Genomic DNA, 19,505 nt, shown 5'->3' with positions numbered 1-19,505 from the left:
ATTAAAAGATAAAATCATAAAAATCCACATAAAAACAATAGCCCTAGTGCAGCAGTTCTGCATCAGGGCTATTGTTGTGACTTTTCAATTAGTGTGAGAAATATTCAACCAACTCATTATATATTAAGAACGATTTCTCTCCCAAAATGAGTGACAATGGTTAACGTTCCCTCGGTGAACTTAACTTTCAAATCTTGCTCAGGTGAATGCTTGAGGACCTCATCAGCTTGATCAGCCTGAATATCCAAAGCCCCCTCTGAAGGACAACCATAGACGGCCGAAGCGAGCCAATGAATTCCCGGCTCAAGGGTGCTCGTCAGCATCGGCAGCACCGTTCGAGGGTGAAGCAGGTTCGTATTGGCGTTCGGCCAGACCAGCTCACCCTTCCGACAACCTAGCAAATTCTTGATTGAGCTGGTTCCCCAAGCAGTGGAGGCCATCGCACCAGCCACATCGATCTTCGATAGCATTTCATTCTCTTGGCCAAGTGCGAATCCACCCTCTGCGGTATCCAGCGACCGTCCAGTTTCGACTCGATGAATCCGAATATGCCAAGGAAGTCCGGCGACAACCCAAGTCTGAACCTCGACATTGGCCCACGGCTTCCAGACGGAACGAAGGACGTTGTCTATCATCTCAGACTCTAAATTCTGGCGTCGTACCCGGTATAAGTTGTCTCCGCGCTCGCTCAGCGCAAGCATAGCGTCGAACGCTCCTTGGGAGAGCCCCCATTCGGAGCGGGGCACGCTGAAGCCGAAGCTTGTTGAATACACGAATTTTTCGTATTTGGCCGAGGTATGGGTATGTTCATTCGTGTATAAATGTCCGCTGTTGAAGGCTGCCACATGACCGGAAACGGAATCGCGGACGATGACAAGATGGGCAGGCTTCTGAACCATGACAGCCGGAATGGCCGGTAGCGGCAGTTCCTCTTCCTTCCAGAACGGATGATCCACCCCTAGAGCCAGCGGCAAGAAAGTCTTTAACGCCCAATACGGAGATCCGGGAGCATTATAATTCTCCGCCATGACCAGATTCGGGTAAGTATATCCGATGGTCAGTACGCCATCGGCGTCAACAATCGGCTGACTGAACCACCAACGCAGATTTCGCAGCACCACACCTTTTACCACACCAGCAGAAAATCCTTCAACGTCTGCATAGGCAAAGGCGCTCCAAAATGCCGACTGGGCAAAGCGGTAAGTCAAGCTACGCCCATAAGGAAGTGCGGAGCCGTCGGGTGCGAACCAGCCGATGAATTCAGCAGCAAACAATCGAGCCCGTTCTTTGAACACACGGGAACGTTCGGGGTCTTCCTGTTCCATCAGCTTTGCGTACAGCAGTGCATAGTAATGAATAGCAAAAGGTACGTAATAATCGCTGTGACCATTAATCCCGTCGCTGTACCAGCCCTCTCCCAAATAGAAATCATCCATGCGCTTTAAATTGCTCTCCAGTTGTCCTGCGTCGTAGGGACGACCGATTTTGCGGAATCCGATATTGACTAGAACATTAAAGAACAGCCAATTGCAATCATAGCAAGGATGGGCGTTTATTTGATTCAGCCAACGGTATAATTGATCCTGCTCATTCGGAGCAAGCGGCAACCAAATCTGTTCAGGAATGGCTGCCAATGCGAAGCCGAAGACCGCCATTTCGACCAAACGCTGATCGTAGTCCTTCACCTCTCCCCAATATTCTTCATGAGAAGGATCGGTGCCATGCCGAATGCCATCCAGCACGATGTCCCAGAGTTCGCTGTCTCCACCACCAATGAGCAGGGGTACCAAACCCCACAACACCCGCGAGAAACCTTCCATTTCAGCAGTTGCTGCCGAATAGCTCGCCCCTGTTTTGCCAATTTTAAGTCGTGAGCCACCTTTGCTGTAGAACGGCCGAAGTGGATCCGTAAGCTGCTCAAGTGCGATCACCAGATCCTCACGGGTCTTTAGCGGATTATCTCCAATACGAAAAAAAGATTTCTCATTGTTCATCATAATCCCCCCTATTCCCAATAGAAGGGTCCTGCTGCTTTAAGCCGAGCCAGTGCTTCGACATAGAAAAAATCACCGTAGATAAGCGGAACATCTATATTCCGGTTCTCAGGGTAGTTACTTGTACCATGAAGCAGCAACCCTTCCTCGTCCGCATTGTCCCAACTGCCATAATTCCTGTAGAGAGATTCCACTATTCTTATAGCCCCGTTCCGGTACACATGGGACTCCGCATCATCCACCTGGTCGGCTAGCAGCAGCAATCCACTCGCTGCGCAGGAACCAGCGGAGCTATCACGTATCTCGCCGACTTCACCGGGAGCGCGAAAATCCCAATGTGGAACGTGATCATCCGGCAGTCGGGTCAAGAAGAAATGTGCTACCTGCTTGGCTGCATCCAAGTAGCTTCGCTTTCCCATATGATGATAGGCAAGCGCTAGGCCGTAAATAGCCCAAGCCGTGCCGCGTGACCAAGCCGATTCGGGCGCAAAGCCTTGCCCACCAAGCTTCTCCACCACTTCACCCGTATCCGGGTTGAATTTGACGATGTGGTACACGGAGCCGTCCGGTCGGATAAAATGCTCCAGCACAGTATCCATATGCGCCTCTGCGATATGACGATAGCGGGGATCACTTGTTGTCTCGGAAGCCCAGAACAACAGGCTGGTGTTCATGCAGCAGTCGATAATAGCAACTCCGCTGTTGTCCTCCCCTTCACTCCATGGATTCCAAGCCCGAATATAATGCCCTTTCAGATTGAAGCGGGCTGCCAGATAGTTGGCCGCCTTTAATGCCCGAATTTGCGACGCTTCGCTACCCGTCAACTTATAATTTGCCACACTGGTAAGAATCCACATGAAGCCTAAATCGTGATCCAGCTTAACGTAGCCGTCCAGTACCTCGTCGAGTCTCTCTTCGCAGCACTCTGCGATCATTTTAAGATTTTCGTCCCCACTTTCAGAATAAAACTGCCAGAGCATTCCCGGCCAGAACCCTGCTGTCCACCAGTTCGGTGCTTCAAGCAAGTATTTACCACCTTGACTCGCGTGTGGAAATTCTGCACCGATCTTTCCACTGTTACATCTTGTCTTTTCAAGTGCCTTGTTCCAAGCATCATCCAGCCAAGTTGGGTTTTCCGTTATATTCATTTCAAACACCGCCTTCTTAGAATGGTTCACTATTTCTTTCATGATTTATATAAATTGAAAGGTGAATACTAATTTCCCTTCAGAACCGGGCTGAAGAGCATGAAAGTCTAGCGTATGCCAGACCGTATCCCTGCCAAAATGATCCCGGTACTCACGTGCAGTAATCTCTGGCTCAACGATCTGAACATCATAAGTCAGTTCCACTCCGCCTACTCCAGTTCCGGGCAGCAGCACAACACCAGAACGCAGCATTTTCGGACGACGCCAGGTAACGAACCGCTCTGTCCAGCTCACTGACTTACCGTTATACTGGTACTCGTCCATTAACTCCAAGCGAGGATGCTGCCCCTTATACCAAACCATAGAGCGGATCAGGGATTGAAGCTCTTCCACTTCGTATGCCTGAGACAGCTCCAGCTTCAGTTCATCTTTTTCAACCGCAGCCGACGCGTACAGAACTGTAGCACTATGCTTCCTGCCAGCCAGTTGATACTGGCCGCCGATGATCGGAACCGAATGTCCCTGCGAGCCGTTACAATCATATTGATAACGGCCAGCCCCAAAATATTCAGCCGTATACTCTCCACAGCCGAGATCAGCTGCATAGATTTCGCCTCCACCTGACAGAATGAACTGTCCCAGATCATTATGATTATGAGGTTCAGCGTTATGCCCTCCCTTAGCCGCAAAGCCGAACGAACTTCCTCCGGACTGATAACGCGAGACAAGCCATCCCGCATCAGGAAGATAATAACTGGTGGCTCCCCAATCCTGATCCTGTTTCTCATCGCCGGTCCTTCTCCAGATGAGATTTCGAAAAGCCGGAGCCCAGCGGCTGCAGTGATCCTTAGCGTAAGGAGTGCGAAGCACAGGCGGAGGACATTCTACTTCTGGATAGGTATCAGCTAAATAATGGGACAAGCCCATATGTATGTGAATTCGAGGCTCTGAGTCAGAGAAATTGGCGACAAAATTGCCACCGATGAAGATTTTCTGTTGGAACTGAGCGATACTTCGCACTTTGTCCGTTGCAAACCAGTCTACTCTTCCCTCACTTCTAACCCGGAGAAGATCGCTGTAATACGTGAAATAGCCAAATCCGTAGTTCCAGTAACTCAGACCTTCCAGACAGGCCCCATCATCCCCGAAGCTTTCCAGATAGTAGCTCATGCTGCGCTCTGTCTTCAGCAGGATATTCGTCAGCGCAGCAGGATCATCCAACATCAATAAGGCGGCTGCCCCGATCGACCCTGCGCACACTGCTGCCCAGTTATGACGTGCAGTCTCCCATTCATAAGGACCACATTCAATAAAAGGTCGAAATATTCTCTTTTCTACTTCATGTCTGATTCGGGATCGAAGAAGCAGCGGAAGTCGTTCCCCCAGTAATAGAGAAATTTCGGCAAGGGTAAAAGCGGTCTCCGAGGAGAACAGATCAATAAACTGATCAATATTCTCTGTATTATGATCTGCAGGAAGATGGGCTGGCAGGCACCATGTGTACTCTTCGCATATAGACCATAGGATATTTTCCAGGTTCTCCAGAAGTCTGACATTATCCGGCTCAAGCAAGGTCATAAATACATATGTATTCAGCCTTCTTCTCCGTTCGAAATAGACCCGTTCATATTCTAACCTCGAACCCGTGCGCGCAAAAATTGAAAATAGCGTATCCGTCAGCTCTGATATAGGCTGGCTGTCTAATCTTTGAGCCTCCTCGCGGATTTCGCTGATATCTTCCTTTAATGTCTCGGATAATAAGGCTTGTTTCCAAAAAACATCCGACTCTCCATCAGGATAATACAAGCTCAGATTTGCTGGCTTCATTTCTTGGACAATTCCGAAAAGCTCCTGTCTGTTCATGCTTTTCCCCTCCCTTTGACCGATTAGATCAGATCCCCCTATCTACTCAAGGCATGATCTCTCATAACATCCTCTCCGGCTGCGATTCTTTGTGCTGTCCATTTCAGTTCTGTCCCTGCCCAGAAAGGATCTGAAGGAAGTAACCCCAGAGGAAGAAATACTGAAGCGCATAAATAGAGACTTCCCGTATTGATATAGCTCTCCGCAAGCTCGGGCTGGTAACCATACACCCCCGGACGTAGCCACCCGTCCTCATCCAGCGTCCCTGGAAATCCCATAGTCCGTGTGATTACAGCGGTCAAGGCGCAGCGTACCTGTGCGGGTGATAGCGCATCCTCCAGAAAATGCTGTAGCGCCGCTTGTGATAGCAGCTGAAACGCACCAAAACGGTAAACGATAGAGCGCCCGATAAACGGATACGTTCCGTCCGGCGCAATCATCCGTTCCAGAACAGTTGCGTATCTTTGTGCCCGCTCCAGAATCAATGGCCTCAATGCGGAGTATTGCTCCGAGTCCCGTTCAAAGAGTGTAATCACATCCACAAGCATCGGCTGAATGACAAAGCTATTGTAATGATCCCAGTGAAAGTCCTTGCCATCCCCGTAGATACCATCGCCTTTATACCAATCCATGAACATGTGGATCGCATAACCAACACGCATCCGGTCATATTCTGAATCGCCGAGTATATACAAAGCTGCTTCAACCATTGCGCTAAACAGCAGCCAATTGCTCCCGCTGGGTGCAGTCCGGCGCGTACGCTTCAAGGCTGTTATTAAATTACCTTTGACCCGCTCATTCAGCCGCCCGGCAAGCTGCTTCGGTGCACGCACCAACGCATGAGCGAGAAATGCCGCATCGACCAACGGTTGGCCTTCGGACTTAAAATCCATATAGTCAGGTGATGATGGATCAACAGCAGCATCGATGCATTCCAGCATCAATAGGACATAACGAGCCCTGAGCTCATCTTCTTCACCCTCCAGCCCTTCAAGCTCTAGCCATGGGGCCATTCCACAGGCCAACCTGGCGAATGCCTCCAAATGCGCAAACTTGCTCCTGTCACTATGAAACTCGGTGGGCAGCCGTTCCTTTAATTTTCTTTGCGACAAAGCGTCAAGTACTGGGTTCCCGATCTGTAGCATCGTATCCAGCCAATATTTGCGGTGTTTCGTACTATTCATACACCATCCACCCTTTCAATTGCGTCTATTCAGCAGATGCAGATCCCTACTACTCATGTTCAGACCAGCTGTATACTTGGTTTATTGCGTAATCTTCTTCTATAGTTTAGTGTTGTATTATTGCAATGTCTTTGCGATTAATGATTATTTATTGCGTTTATTGCTATTAATCTGAAAGGGGTTATCAGAATGAAACATGCCCAGTATTATCAGCCGTTCGAAGGCGACATACTGGCGGGCATCGGCAATTCACCGATCTCACCCACCAAAGATTTTCATATTCATGATCACTTTGAAATCTTCCTATTTTTAGGCGGCACGGTGAACGGATTTGTGGATCAGTACAGCTATCCGCTTCAACGTGGCAATGTGCTCTTATTCAACAATCACGAGATTCATAAAATCATTAATTTATCTCCGGAGCCTTACGAACGATTAACAATTCATTTCAAAGCTCCACTTGTATATCCCTTCTGCACCGCAACCACAAATCTGCTCGCCTGTTTCCAGAACCGTCAGCCTGGAGAGCAGAATCTCGCTCAAATGGATGAAACACTGCTTGCAGAGTACATGGCCCTTGCCTTTCGCCTGATTGCAATCTTGGAGAATCCTCAATACGGCAGTGAGGTTCTGGCTTTAACTTATCTGATCCAGATTTTGGTCCTCATTAATGAGCTATATAGCCGTACTAGTTCCACCATACCCAGTATTATTTCATCGCATATTCAATCTGCCATGCGCTATATCGATAACCATCTGCATCTGAATCTGTCGCTAGAGCAGATCGCTGGTGAATTAAACATCGATAAATATTATCTTAGTCACCTGTTCAAGCAGCAGACAGGAGGAACGATCTACCGTTACGTCCTGCTTAAAAAAATCGCTTTATCCAAACAGCTCTTGTCCGCCGGAAACTCCGTATCCGATACCTGTTATCTATCCGGCTTCAATGACTATGCCAATTTCATACGTACTTTCAAGAACATCACGGGCATTCCACCTGGAAAATACGGCAAAAAAAGCTGATCTTTCCACTTATCGACGCCTAGCAATTGTATAAACCCTTCTTTAAACTTATAAAAAAACCTGGCACCCGCTAAATGCAGCTGCCAGGTTCATGGAAGTGCGGCTTACAAATATCCCAGCAGATTGGCGATGACTTGCGCACTTTCGGCACGGGTCATCATCTCTTGTGGTGCGAATTGCATATTGCCGCGTCCTTTTATCAGCCCTGCCTGCTCAGCGAAACTTGCTGATTTCTGTGCCCAGTCGTGAATCAGGGAATAATCACTGAACGAGCCTGCGGAAACTTCATTTACCTTGCTGCCTTGTAAATATTCATAAGCTCTAACGATCATTACGGCCATTTCCTCGCGGGTAATGCTGCGGTCCGGTGCGAATGAATCCGAACTACGTCCGAGCACAATACCCGCTTCGCTTACGGCTGCAATGGATTCGGCATACCAAGCACTGGGGTCCACATCAACAAACGTTGAATGACTTCCCGCCTCTAAGCCTAGCGCTCTTGCAATCATGGTCGCGAATTGTGCTCTTGTCACTTTCCCCTGCGGATTAAATTCAGTATCGGAAATACCTTGGATAATATGTTTAGCCGCCATTATCTTAATAACATCGCTAGCCCAGCTATCCGTACTGACATCCAAGAATGTCTTGTCATATTCTAGGACTGCAAACTGGCTGAAATGCTGTATTTCCGTACTCCATTTTCCATCAGCTAGCGTTCCGCCCATAAATTCAAGAGCTCCGTTCCCGGCTATATTGTAGATGCCGAGCAAATTAGGATTGGAATCTGAATCTACTATGAAGGTAAGCGTCAGTGGCTTTTCAAAACGGGTTACCGGTACGGCAGTGCCATTCGTACTAATAACTTCCAAACTGAAGTTAATTACATCACTTGCAGCAGATAACTGAACCGAGCCGTTGACAGCTGGGTTATTCATAAGCTGTTCCACGGCAACTCTGGATGCCTTCACGGCCGAGAGTTTGATTCGTGCTCCATCCACTTGACCTCCTGCAGCTTTCTCCTGGATACTCTTTAGCGCTTCTGGGGTCAGTTGGATAGCAAATGTATTCCATACGAGACGCAGCGTGTTCACTCCGATGATATTTGACACTCCCACAGGAAGCAGTACGGAATCAGTAGCTTCTGTGAGCTGAACTGTTATTCCCCCTCCAACCGGAGCCGTGAAATCATCACTGTTAAGAATACGCATGGTCTGCGGCAGCGGTGTTGGTGTTGGCGATACCGTCGGTGCTGTGGTCGACACCGGCCCTGAGGTTACTTCAGGTACAGGTGTTGGTGTAGGATTTGCTGTGGGTTCAACTGTCGGTGTTGGTTCTACCGTTGGTGTTGAAGTCGGCGGTTGCTGTGCTTCTCCCACTGTAACTATTCTTATAACTTCAACAGCCGTATTGCCCGCGGAATCGCTCACATTATAATGATAAATGTAAGTGCCTGCTGATGAGGAATCTAGCGTCTCCGTATGATTTCTATCCTTCGTAATCGTCGCCACAATACGTTCTGTAATATCGCCATCGCGGTTATCCATTGCGGTGGCTCCGGCATCTGTATAGCTTGCGCCATTGTCCAGTTGAACAGATGGTTCACCAAGCAGTGTAATGACCGGCTTCAGTACATCTGGATCTTCCGATACGATTACTTTTCGGGTGACTTCCGCAGCCGTGTTGCCTGCGGCATCGCTGACATTGTAATGGAAGGTGTAGATATCCGCTTGCGCTGTATCTAACTCAGTCAGACCATACACTTCACTGCTGACCGTTGTATTGATGCGGTCTGTGATATCACCGTCTTGGTCGTCATACGCAGTGGCTCCTGCATCCGTATATTCAGAACCGATCTGCAGATTGACTATGGCTTCACCTATCAAGGTAATCTCCGGCTGCTTCATATCTGGCTCCGATAGCTTAATCGTTCCGCTGGCCGCAGCTTCTGCCTTCGCCTCGCCCTTGTTCAGTAATACTGTGAAGCTGAAGCTGCCGGCTGTGTCATCAGTAGCTTCCTGGAACGAAGATAGGGTGATATCCCCCATCGTAACCCCCGTATCACTGAACCCGATTAAACCGTTCATCGTTTGGAGCAGCCAGGTCCGGACTCCATCTTCGCTGTTAGCTGTTTCCTTCTGCACGCTATATGCAGCACCTTCTATAATACTTTTAGCCTCGTTTACAGCCTGCTCATTGACAATGCTGACCCTGTCCTTCGCCACTGCTAAGTAACTGATCACAGATGCCTGACTATTCGTATTGTTTATCGAATATTTCACGACGCCGCTCACCGGCAGCATAAAGTCATGAGTGATCGTGACGCCATTAGGACCTGCGAGTACACCGGTCTTGACCGTTTGGTTCACTGTCTTCCCTTCAGCATCAGTGTAGCTAAGCGTGATATCCATCGTGCGGTTGCTCATATTCCACCAGTCCCGATGGAACGATGTAATCGTGTACTTTCCTGCGCTCAAAGGGAGGGTGTAGATCAGAGGTGTATTCTTTGTATTCGAGCTGTAGACACCTGTCTGAGTTTTATCCGTGATAACCACGGCACCGCCAAGCCCTTTGAGATTATAATTTGCCCCTGTATTGATATGACCCCACACAGCGCCTGTTGATAGTTGATCCGCGGTGCTATTCAGAAGGCTGTCGCCCACGAAATTCTTGATCACCGTATAGGGTGGTGTGACGACATCCGCCGAAACACCGACATCCAAAAAGTACACGAGACCTTCTGGCACTACTTCCACATTAGCAGTGGTTTTTAGATTGCCATAAGTACCGGTTACAGCTACTCTTTCATAGGGTGTGTTGAAGCTGACCGCGTCTAAATTCCACTTCACAGACACCTGCAATTTGGATCCATCTTCTCGGGTAGCCTCCAACTTATCTGGAAGATTCGGCAGTTTCCCGACATAAGTGGCAATATCCTGAGGAGCAGCAAGCTCCCGTATATCCCCTGTTGTCAATTGGTTCTGGGCAGAGATCAGACGTCCCGCGAGTTGCACAGCTCCTTCCTGATCCAGTCTGAAATCAGCAGCATTGTCTAGTGCTTCTTGGGCGGTGTTCTGTGCGGCTGCAAAAAGCTGCCAGTCTCTATCCGAATATTCATCCAGTTTGGTAACTTCTTTCGCTGCTATTACCGCTGATTGAAGAGCAGCTGTATCCACAGCACCCTTTACTTCACCGGAAACAACGGCCACCGCGTCCACAACCAAAGTACCGCTTAATACCTTTATCTGAACGTTATGCTGTCCATATTTAAGTCCGCGAAGCGTGTACGTTTGGTAGAGTTCTTTAGAGGCCATCGTATCGGCTGACAGTGTGACAATTTCATCATCAACAGTCACTTCTAACTTAGCCGATCCATTATTCGGTCCCAGAATATCTAACCCGGTGCCTTCAAAAGAATATTCCATCGTAGCAGCTGCACCTTGACTGGTAGATAGGGAACGCTGATAAATATACATACCAGCCCCGTTTTGATGACTCCACAAACCGCCGTATTTTAATTTAGGGTTTGGTGTAGCAGCCAAATCATACATTTCAAGATTATCCAGTAATTCGGAATAGTATGGCGTATAGCCGTCAATCGTCTCGACCTTCAGATTATCGAAACGAACATGATAATATCCACTGGCTAAATCTACCCGACCAGACAATTCAGGGTTCGGATCAGTATAAGAAGCCAGTTTCACATCGTCCAAATAGGCAGTCACTTTATCGCCTGCAACCTGAATGGCAATGTTATGCCAGGCATCATGTGCGGTGTTAAATCCATCCAGCTTTACTCCACCGGAACCGCTCACTACATTGCCGCTCGCTACTGCGCTATTATTGACCAGCAGCTGCCAACCTCCGTCAAACCAGAACTTCAGTACATAAGGTGTGCCGTTTATAGTGTGAGAGCTGCCGCCTCCTTGATACCGTGCGCCAATCGCAGCATAATTGGCTCCGCCCTGCGTACTGTTCGTCTCGAACGAAACATCTACACTGGCCTTGTAATTTGTCCACCGGTTATCACCTATAGCTGTTACGGGATCTCCACCGTTCCAAGTGCCACCCAGCCCCATAATTTCCGTATCCAGCTGTTGGCGCAGAACATAGTTGTCAGAACCGTCCGGAAGATACGCTTCGAATGCACCGTTGCGGTCATGCGTATAGCGCGGTATCACACTTTTAGAGCCGCCGCGGGATTCTATATAACTTTGGGTGCCAGCATTCTGCCCACCTGCCCCGATCTTCACAACGGATTGATTGGAGTAGTCAAAATCATCGGCATACAGGATATTGTCCGCTGTATTTTGAATCTTCCCTGTGGCGTCGGTATCAAGCACGATGCGGTCGCCTTCTACAGGTAACGGTGTTTGATACGCCTCATTGTCCTTGTTCTTCAGAGTGGTCACAGTCAATGTCGAATATGGTTTGACATGAATGGTATAAACCCCACTGCCATCAACAGCGACATCCCCGAGATATTTCATATAATTGCTGTTGAAAGCTTCGCCCGCGTCTGCCGCACGAGTCTCCCATACTTCCAATGAGGGATTACCCACAAAGTTCATATTTACCGTCTGAAGCTTATAGGTTTTGGCATATTCGCTATCGTTCACGATAACGGTTGAAAAATCGCTTCTGTCAGGTGAAGCAAGCGTCATATAGCTAGGAGAACCATTGCGACCGCTAACAGGGTTAGTGCCTGTCGCACCCGTGGAGCTAGCCTTAGGAACTGCTCTCCAAATCCCTGCCGTATTATCCTCGTTCTCCCAGCCCACATTGGCGAACCAGCTGTAATGCTGCAGAGCAACAAGACCTGCATCATAATGAATCCATCCCGACCACGGATCACGTGCGCTAAGTAGTTCCTTAAACGAATATTGTCCACCTTCGTAGAAGGAGCCGATGGCCGGCTGATAAATAAAGTGCGTCCGGCGTGAATTGACGAATCCTTTAATAATCGTATTGCTCATCTCCAGTGGACTGCCAACACCGCCGATGCCGGTTCCTTCCACTGTAGGGTCCTTCACATTATTGTTGGGACGGAAGGCAGAGTTACTGAAGGTGGACTGCGCCTCACTGTTCCATACTTCAATATCATATTGTTCCGCGAGCTTTTTGAAATTGCCTGCGCTGTCGTCGTCAGTGTTATAGTGATATCCGGCGATCGGAGCCGCATCCCTTAGAGAAGCGTCGCTTACCATACTGCCGCCAAATGAACCAATCCCTACTTCATCAGAGATCACAACTTTGATCTGGTTATAGAGCGCTTGCTCTTCTGGGCTTGTAAAACCTTCGTTATCTGTTTTAACACGCTCAGCGTACTGTTTGGTCCAGGTCAAATCCGGCGTATGCTCGTTGATATGAGGATTGACGTAGTTGACCATATAGCCATACTCACGGTAAGCAGCAAGAATTGTATCTTTATACCAGATATAGATTTTATCGTTGTTGCTTGCCCAGGCCGGAGCACTCCATCGCAGGATGCTGACCTTGAGATCCGGATTCGTAGCCTTGGCGTCAGCCGCAAGCTGGAATCCGGGATGCCTAGTGACATTGGCTTCTTCATCGGCCGTACGCATAGTAGCCGGGTCCGGGCCGGTAGAGTTGTTACGGTCATTGCCCATCTCTATTTTTACATGCGTCATGATGGGATGCTCTCCACCGAACAGAATCCGCAACATTTCTGCGTAAGCTTCCGGATGCTCAGCCTTATAATCCATCAACAGGGCACTGGTGCTGTTGGCACTTAGTACGCCAAATCCCTTGAACGTTAAGCCGTTGACATTGTCCGCTTTAATATCGTTGCCGTCGAGTAGAACCTTGACCATGGAAGCTGCGTTCTGCCGAGCATCTTCGATCTCTTTTTGAATCCCGCCCTTGGCAACGGCGAACCAGCTCAAGATTGGTTTCTCACCGGAAACATAAGCATAGGTCAATGTCATAGGGCTACTAGCGTCGATATCACCGGGAATAGTGAATTCGCCGGAAATAAGCGGAGTCACATTAGTATTGAATTGTGCAAACGAGATCGTCTTTGCTGTCCCATTTGTATCCTTATATTCGATCTGAGGCTGTATTACTCGAGTGCGGCTGCCATACCAATCATGGAAACCACTACTGAGTGTATAGGTTCCAGCTTCTGGAGCCATTAATTTATATACAATATGATTGCTAGTAGGGTCGGCACGAAGTCCTACTGTCCATATGGATGGATCAGTTGCAGGATCGGTAAGTCCTCCGTCTTTGGAGTTCTTCACCTTGTTGATGGAATCATCAAATCCCCAGGCAGTCGTTCCGCTGACATATTTCTGATCTGGTGACGGGTTGAGCAATGTGCTACCGGACAGCGTTTTTACTGCTTCGTACAGTGGCGAAGAAGTAGGACCATTACCTACGGAATCGCCCCCTCTGCCGCTATCCACAAAGTAAACCAATGGATTCCTTGAAGGTGGAATAACTTCTACATTGGCAACAACCGGCCCACCATTCGCTGTACCCGTGACTGTCACTGTGTCATAAGGAACGGCAAAGGTATCTTCACCTATATTCCATTTCACAGTCGCAGACTGGCCTCCAATGTCAATGCTAGCAGGCAAAGTAGTGTCAGCAGATGTCTTCGCCCCCATAAAGGCGGCTGCGAAAATAGTATCCACCGTAGCCGCAGATACAGATGGCATATGGAGTGCCGGAAACATTCCAACTACAAGCGCAGTGGTCATCATCATTGAGAATAGCTTTTTTCTAACGGAGTGTTTTCTGCTCATTCTTTAATCCTCCTTTTGCTATAAATGGTCTCTCGGCATGTTTCATGCTTGATTTGACTTTATCGCCCAGCAAACAAAGAAAGCGCATTCATTTCATTGATAAGCTAAAAAAAACTGGCAGCATGCGAAAACTGCAACTGCCAGGTTCAAACCTGTCTAGCCTTTAATACCAGATGCTGCGACGCCTTGAACGAAGTACTTCTGAAGTGCCAAGAAAACAATCACAACCGGAATAATGGAAACCACACTTGCAGCCATTATCAGACCGTACTCGGCAGAATATTGCGAAATGAACATTCGTAGTCCAATTTGAATGGTCTTGAGTTTCGTATCCGTCAAATAAATCATCGGCCCCAAGAAGTCATTCCAAGTAGCAACAAAGGTAAAAATCGTCAAGGTGGACAAAGCCGGCTTGGATAATGGCAGCATGATTCTCGCCCAAATCCCATATTCGCTCAAGCCATCGATTCGGGCCGCCTCGCATAATTCATCTGGGACACCCTGATAGAACTGGCGCATCAGAAATACTCCGAAAGCCGAGAATGCCTGCAATAGAATGATTGCCAGATGAGTATTGTTAAGTCCCATGTAACGCATCAAGATAAATTGCGGCACCATATATGCCTGCCAAGGTATCGCGATCGTAGCGATATATCCAAGGAATAAAACATTTTTCCCTCTGAATTGCAGTTTGGAGAATGCATACGCAGCAAAACTTGAAGTCAATAGCTGCAAAATCGTTACGATAATTGATAATTTCGCCGTGTTATAAATGAAGCGGTCCAGTGGAATACGGGTCCAGATATCCACGAAATTTCCCCAGCGCGGATTCGCCGGAATCCATTGCATCGGGAATGAGAACACATCCTTGTTCAGCTTGAGCGAAGAAGACAACATCCATATATATGGAACAAGCATACAGAACACCGTAGCAAACAACAAAATATACACTAGCACCATCGTGCCGATTCTAATTCCTTTATTTGTACCCACCATATCTTTTGAATCCTCCTATTGTCCGTATTTCTTCTCGCCGCGGAACTGGACGATGGTGATGCCAAGTACCAGCAGAAACAATACAATGGCCATGGCGCTGGCATATCCGTAATCAAGCGAACGGAACGCCGTATTGTAGATTTGATAAACCATAACCCTTGTAGAATCGTTCAACTGGTTATCAGCGCCGGCAAATAGGTTGATAAAAATATCGTAGACTTTGAACGAATTGATGACTAGAATCATCAGCACAAAGAAGGATGTAGGCGCCAGTTGAGGGACCGTCACATTGCGGAATCTTCTCCAGGCGTTAGCACCATCAAGTTCAGCAGCCTCATACAATTCAGGGTTGATCCCCTGTAGACCTGCCAAGTAAATGACCATGTAATAGCCCATGTTTTTCCATACAGTGAACAGTATTACTGTGAACATCGCCCAGTGTTTATCCGCCGCCCAGCGGGGAAGATCCTCTAGTGGGATACCGGTAAGGGTATGCAAAATATTGTTGATCGGCCCCATCGTAGGGCTAAAGATAAAGTTCCATACCGCAGCAACGGCTACCAAGGATGCCACATATGGGAAAAAGAATACGGTTCTCATGAAATTGCGGGCCATGATCTTCTGATTAAGCAAAATCGCCAGCGCCAGCGCAACAATCATGGTGAACGGTACTACGCCAATAGTGTAAACAATGGTATTCCATAATGCTTTATGAAATGTTGTATCTTTAATAAGCCGGGTGAAATTGTCCAGTCCGATATATTTCATTGGATTGGCCCCATCCCATTTCACAAAAGCTAGGATAAAGGCGAAAAACATGGGTACTAGTGTAAACACGGCAAATCCGATAAAGTTCGGCGCAATGAAGCTGTACGCTACCAGGTTTTCCCGGACACCTTTTGACAAATGACGTTTAGGGATTTTTTTTGTATCCAATATGGTTTCGTTCTGCATTCTTTCTCCTCCAAACCTTTCTATAAAAGGCGGGCTTTCACCCGCCCTTAGAATTCACCAACTCTCTTCAGGTTAATTGTTCAAGAGCTGCTGTACGCGCGTATTCATATCCTTCAAGCCTTCGTCGATCGAAGCGTTTTTGGTCATAATGTTATCGTGGGCTTCGTTTAGAATTACTTCAATGTCCGCACTCTTTTCATGCATTGGCATTTCCAAATAAGTCTGAACCGTAGTCAGTGCCGCTTTGCTGTTATCATCCGTAGGGAAACCGTCAATCGAAGTAATGGAACTGATAACTTCATCGTTCTTAATCGCTGGAATGGTTCCGGTGGAAGCAATGACTTTTGCACCTTCTTCACCAGTCACAAAGTTCATGAAATCAAGTGCCGCTTCTTTATTTTTGGATTTCTGATTTACAGCCAGGGAAGTAATTGTACCCAGTGTTGTACCGGCTTCCACACCATCCGGGTGAGGATATTTCACAATTCCCCAGTTGGTTGATTGAGACTCGCCGCTCTTCACCTTTTCAATTTGAGTTGCTATAAACCAGCTGCCCATGTTCATCATCGCAACGGAATTGTTGTAGAATACACCGGAATAATGCGTGCTTGAAGTCTTTAGTGTGGCGTAATCCATAACGATACCATCTTCCTGTTCTTTCAAGATCCGTTCATAGGTTGGCTTCAGGAAATCGTAGTTTCCACCGACAACGTTGTTCTTACCGTCAAGAATACCGAACAATTGAACCGCGCTCCGCCAAGTATGATAATGGGCTCCGTATACTTTTTCAGAACCGCTGCCGGAGGTCATTTTTCTAGCAAGTTCATCATATTGGTTGAATGTCATATCATTACTTGGATACTCCACTCCCGCTTTATCAAACAAGTCCTTATTATAGTAGACAACCCAGAAATCACTCCGGAAAGGAAGCGCATACACTTCATCGTTCACTTCAATCTGTTCTACAGTACCGCCATAGACGGATGGATCAATGTTTTTGTCTCCCATGAATCCCTTGAGCGGCTCCAAGTGATTTTGTTTCACGAGGTTTGAGTATCCAGGAATATCCTTAATCGTAAGTACATCCAGATCTGCACCACCGGACAACTGTGTACTCAGCATTGTCATATAGTCAGTGGAACCAAGATCGACATATTCGATCGTTACATTCGGATGCTCAGCTTTATAGGCATCAATCAACGGCTGATAGTATGCTGTGGCTTCCCAATCCCACAATGCCCATTTCAAGGTCACAGGATCCTGTTTCGGTTCAGCGGAAGCGTTTGCAGTATTTCCCGTTTCTGGAGCAGCTGTTGCAGCACTGCCTTCGTTGTTGTTATTACCGGAACATCCGGCTAGCGCACTTAGGGAGAGTATTGTGGCAAAAGTCATGCCATAGAATCTTTTCAATTTCATATAAAAATCCCCTTTTCCTTCTGATTGTTTACACTGATCGGCTCATCCGATCTATTTCAAAGTTTAAGTCTTTCCCATCTAGAATGGCATGTATTTTCAAACTCAGTTCATTCACTTTTCTTTGTTCTTCTCTTCCTCCTTGCTTCAAACCTGTAAAATCCTATTTAAAACATGTAAATTTCTCAGCACCTCTGCCTTCCACTGTATGGAATCACAGGAATATGCTATGGTGTTAATATGGATATCGATAAACTAGTTAAGCATATTATAAATAGAAGATTAACTTTGAACATGCATTAATTGAAAGATATTTTTGAAACCGCTTTATATTTTTCTGCATTTTGTAGAGGAGTGTTCAATACGGTAAGAAAATCAACCATTAAGAGCCGCATTATTCTGATCATGACCATCTTTGCGCTACTAATCGCCGCTCTGCTATCCTTTTTCAGCTATGAATTGATTACCTATTATCAGCGTAAAACAACCATCCAGGCGACTGAGTTCAACCTGCAGCTAGTTTCCCATATTATTGAACAAGATTTGATTAATCTCTCCTCATTAGCGATGACCAATAGCACCAACTCGTCCACCAATACATTACTCACTGATTATTTTGTATCTCCAAAGGCAAGCGCCAAGGATGCTGTTAATGTATTTAACTCCATGCAGGAGGACTTTCGGATCAATCGCTCCAATAGCTATGTCCGCCGCTTGATTGTTACGGGTAACAACGGAAAGTTCCTGCAGGTGGATAATTCCGTCAGCACTTCAATTCCACTTACTGTACACAATATCGGTCAAATTCCCGGACTAAATAAAGATGCTGTGGAGCAGTGGGAACAAGTAATTAAGGACCCGCTCTCCACCACGAACGGAATTCCTTTTGTTCTACCTATTTACGGAGATGGGGCTGCCCGGATTGGAACGGTCTACTTACTCGCCAATACTTCCTTAATTACCGACAAGTTGAAGGGGTATTCCCTGCCTAAGAATTCCCGAATGCTGTTGACGCTCGGCAATCATCATTATCAGATCATTGGCGATAAAGTGACTGCAATGACTACGCCGTATGAACCTGTGGCCTATACCGATGATAAGCCTGTCGGTCCACAAACCGAGCTGTCCATGATCAAGCTGGAGGATGAAGAAAGCCAAATCGTGGTCTCTTATCCCGTGCGGAGTGGAGTGATTCTGTCGCAGACCTTATCCAATGATCAATTCGCTCCCAAAGCAAATATATGGATTCTGGTAATGCTTGGCGTTTGTTTACTAGTCATCGTCTTAAGCGGCATTATTACTTTGTACTTAACCCGTAACATCAGTCTCCCGGTAGAGAAATTAAAGAAGCGAATTGATAAGATTGCCCAGGGCAACTTCTTGCTGGACCGCAATATCGAATGGAACAGTGAACTAGGTGATGTTGGTCGAGGTATCAACCGTCTATCACAGGACATTGTTGCGCTCATGGATAGCCGGCTCGCTGACGAGAAGCAGAAACAGGAGCTAGAGTACAGGATGCTGCAAAGTCAGATCAATCCCCACTTCTTGTACAACACACTGAATTCGATCAAATGGATGGCTACGATTCAGAATGCTACCGGCATTGCAGAAATGACTACTTCACTCTCCAGACTGCTGCGAAGCATCGCCAAAGACAACCGGAGACTAATGCCACTGAATGATGAGTTAAGCCTGCTCGATGACTATTTTCTGATTCAGAAATACCGGTATGGCAGTACAGTCTCGATGGTGAAGGAAATTGAAGATGAGGAACTGCTCTCCGGCCTAATTCCCCGTTTCACATTACAACCTCTGGTTGAGAATGCTATCTTCCATGGCATCGAGCCCAAAGGTAGAGGAGATATTCTCATCACGGTGAAAAAAAGCGGCTTTGCCGATATCCTGGTCACGATTGAAGACAACGGTGTAGGCATGAAGGAAGAACAAATCTCCACCATTCTGTGTGAATCGGAGGATGGAACTAGGGGAGTTTTCGAGAACGTTGGACTCCATAGTGTAAATGAGCGTTTACGGCTAGCCTTTGGGGAGAATTACGGTCTTTCGATTGAGAGTGAAATGGGCCAGTATACTCTAATGAAAATCCTTCTACCATTTATACAAAAAGAGTAGAATGGCAAATCTAGCAAGGATGTGGTC

General features: G+C 47.2%; 10 protein-coding genes. 2 read left to right on the top strand and 8 right to left on the bottom strand.

Annotation, left to right across the window (positions count from 1 at the left end; genetic code table 11):
• Positions 1–116: 116 nt before the first annotated feature.
• Genes NST34_RS10855 through NST34_RS10840 form a run of 4 tightly spaced genes read right to left on the bottom strand, consistent with a single transcriptional unit; the run spans position 117 to position 6,189 of the window.
• Entirely contained in the window at positions 117–1,997 is a 1,881-nt protein-coding gene (locus NST34_RS10855; protein WP_341127755.1) for a DUF2264 domain-containing protein, read from the bottom strand.
• Between the two features lie 8 nt (positions 1,998–2,005).
• On the bottom strand, positions 2,006–3,142 hold the full coding sequence (locus NST34_RS10850; protein WP_341127754.1) for a glycoside hydrolase family 88 protein: 1,137 nt from the start codon (positions 3,140–3,142) through the stop codon (positions 2,006–2,008).
• Positions 3,143–3,187: 45 nt separating this feature from the next.
• A complete protein-coding gene (locus NST34_RS10845; protein ID WP_341127753.1) occupies positions 3,188–5,005 on the bottom strand; it encodes a heparinase II/III family protein in 1,818 nt (605 codons plus the stop codon).
• A 38-nt stretch (positions 5,006–5,043) separates the two neighbouring features.
• Entirely contained in the window at positions 5,044–6,189 is a 1,146-nt protein-coding gene (locus NST34_RS10840; protein ID WP_341127752.1) for a DUF2264 domain-containing protein, read from the bottom strand.
• A 189-nt stretch (positions 6,190–6,378) separates the two neighbouring features.
• Here NST34_RS10840 and NST34_RS10835 point away from each other — a divergent pair, with 189 nt between their 5' ends.
• Positions 6,379–7,215 (top strand): helix-turn-helix domain-containing protein, encoded by an 837-nt coding sequence (locus NST34_RS10835; RefSeq protein WP_081392972.1) that lies wholly within the window; start codon positions 6,379–6,381, stop codon positions 7,213–7,215.
• Between the two features lie 104 nt (positions 7,216–7,319).
• On the opposite strand, the gene NST34_RS10830 is transcribed toward NST34_RS10835, so the two are convergent.
• From NST34_RS10830 to NST34_RS10815, 4 genes are all read right to left on the bottom strand, one after another.
• Complete coding sequence (locus tag NST34_RS10830) at positions 7,320–13,982, bottom strand: S-layer homology domain-containing protein (RefSeq protein ID WP_341127751.1); 6,663 nt, start codon at positions 13,980–13,982, stop codon at positions 7,320–7,322.
• 156 nt (positions 13,983–14,138) lie between these two features.
• Positions 14,139–14,978, bottom strand: coding sequence for a carbohydrate ABC transporter permease (locus NST34_RS10825; protein ID WP_081382739.1), 840 nt, complete (start codon positions 14,976–14,978; stop codon positions 14,139–14,141).
• Between the two features lie 15 nt (positions 14,979–14,993).
• A complete protein-coding gene (locus NST34_RS10820) occupies positions 14,994–15,932 on the bottom strand; it encodes a carbohydrate ABC transporter permease (protein WP_076283100.1) in 939 nt (312 codons plus the stop codon).
• Positions 15,933–16,004: 72 nt separating this feature from the next.
• Complete coding sequence (locus tag NST34_RS10815; RefSeq protein WP_076298497.1) at positions 16,005–17,348, bottom strand: ABC transporter substrate-binding protein; 1,344 nt, start codon at positions 17,346–17,348, stop codon at positions 16,005–16,007.
• Positions 17,349–17,699: 351 nt separating this feature from the next.
• On the opposite strand from NST34_RS10815, the gene NST34_RS10810 reads away from it, so the two are divergent.
• Entirely contained in the window at positions 17,700–19,478 is a 1,779-nt protein-coding gene (locus tag NST34_RS10810; RefSeq protein ID WP_341127750.1) for a sensor histidine kinase, read from the top strand.
• Positions 19,479–19,505 lie beyond the last annotated feature (27 nt).

The sequence above is a fragment of the Paenibacillus sp. FSL H7-0714 genome, assembly GCF_038003765.1.
Classification (GTDB): domain Bacteria; phylum Bacillota; class Bacilli; order Paenibacillales; family Paenibacillaceae; genus Paenibacillus_AQ.
Note: the sequence above shows the minus strand (reverse complement) of the source record. Positions and strands in the feature narration are given on the sequence as shown.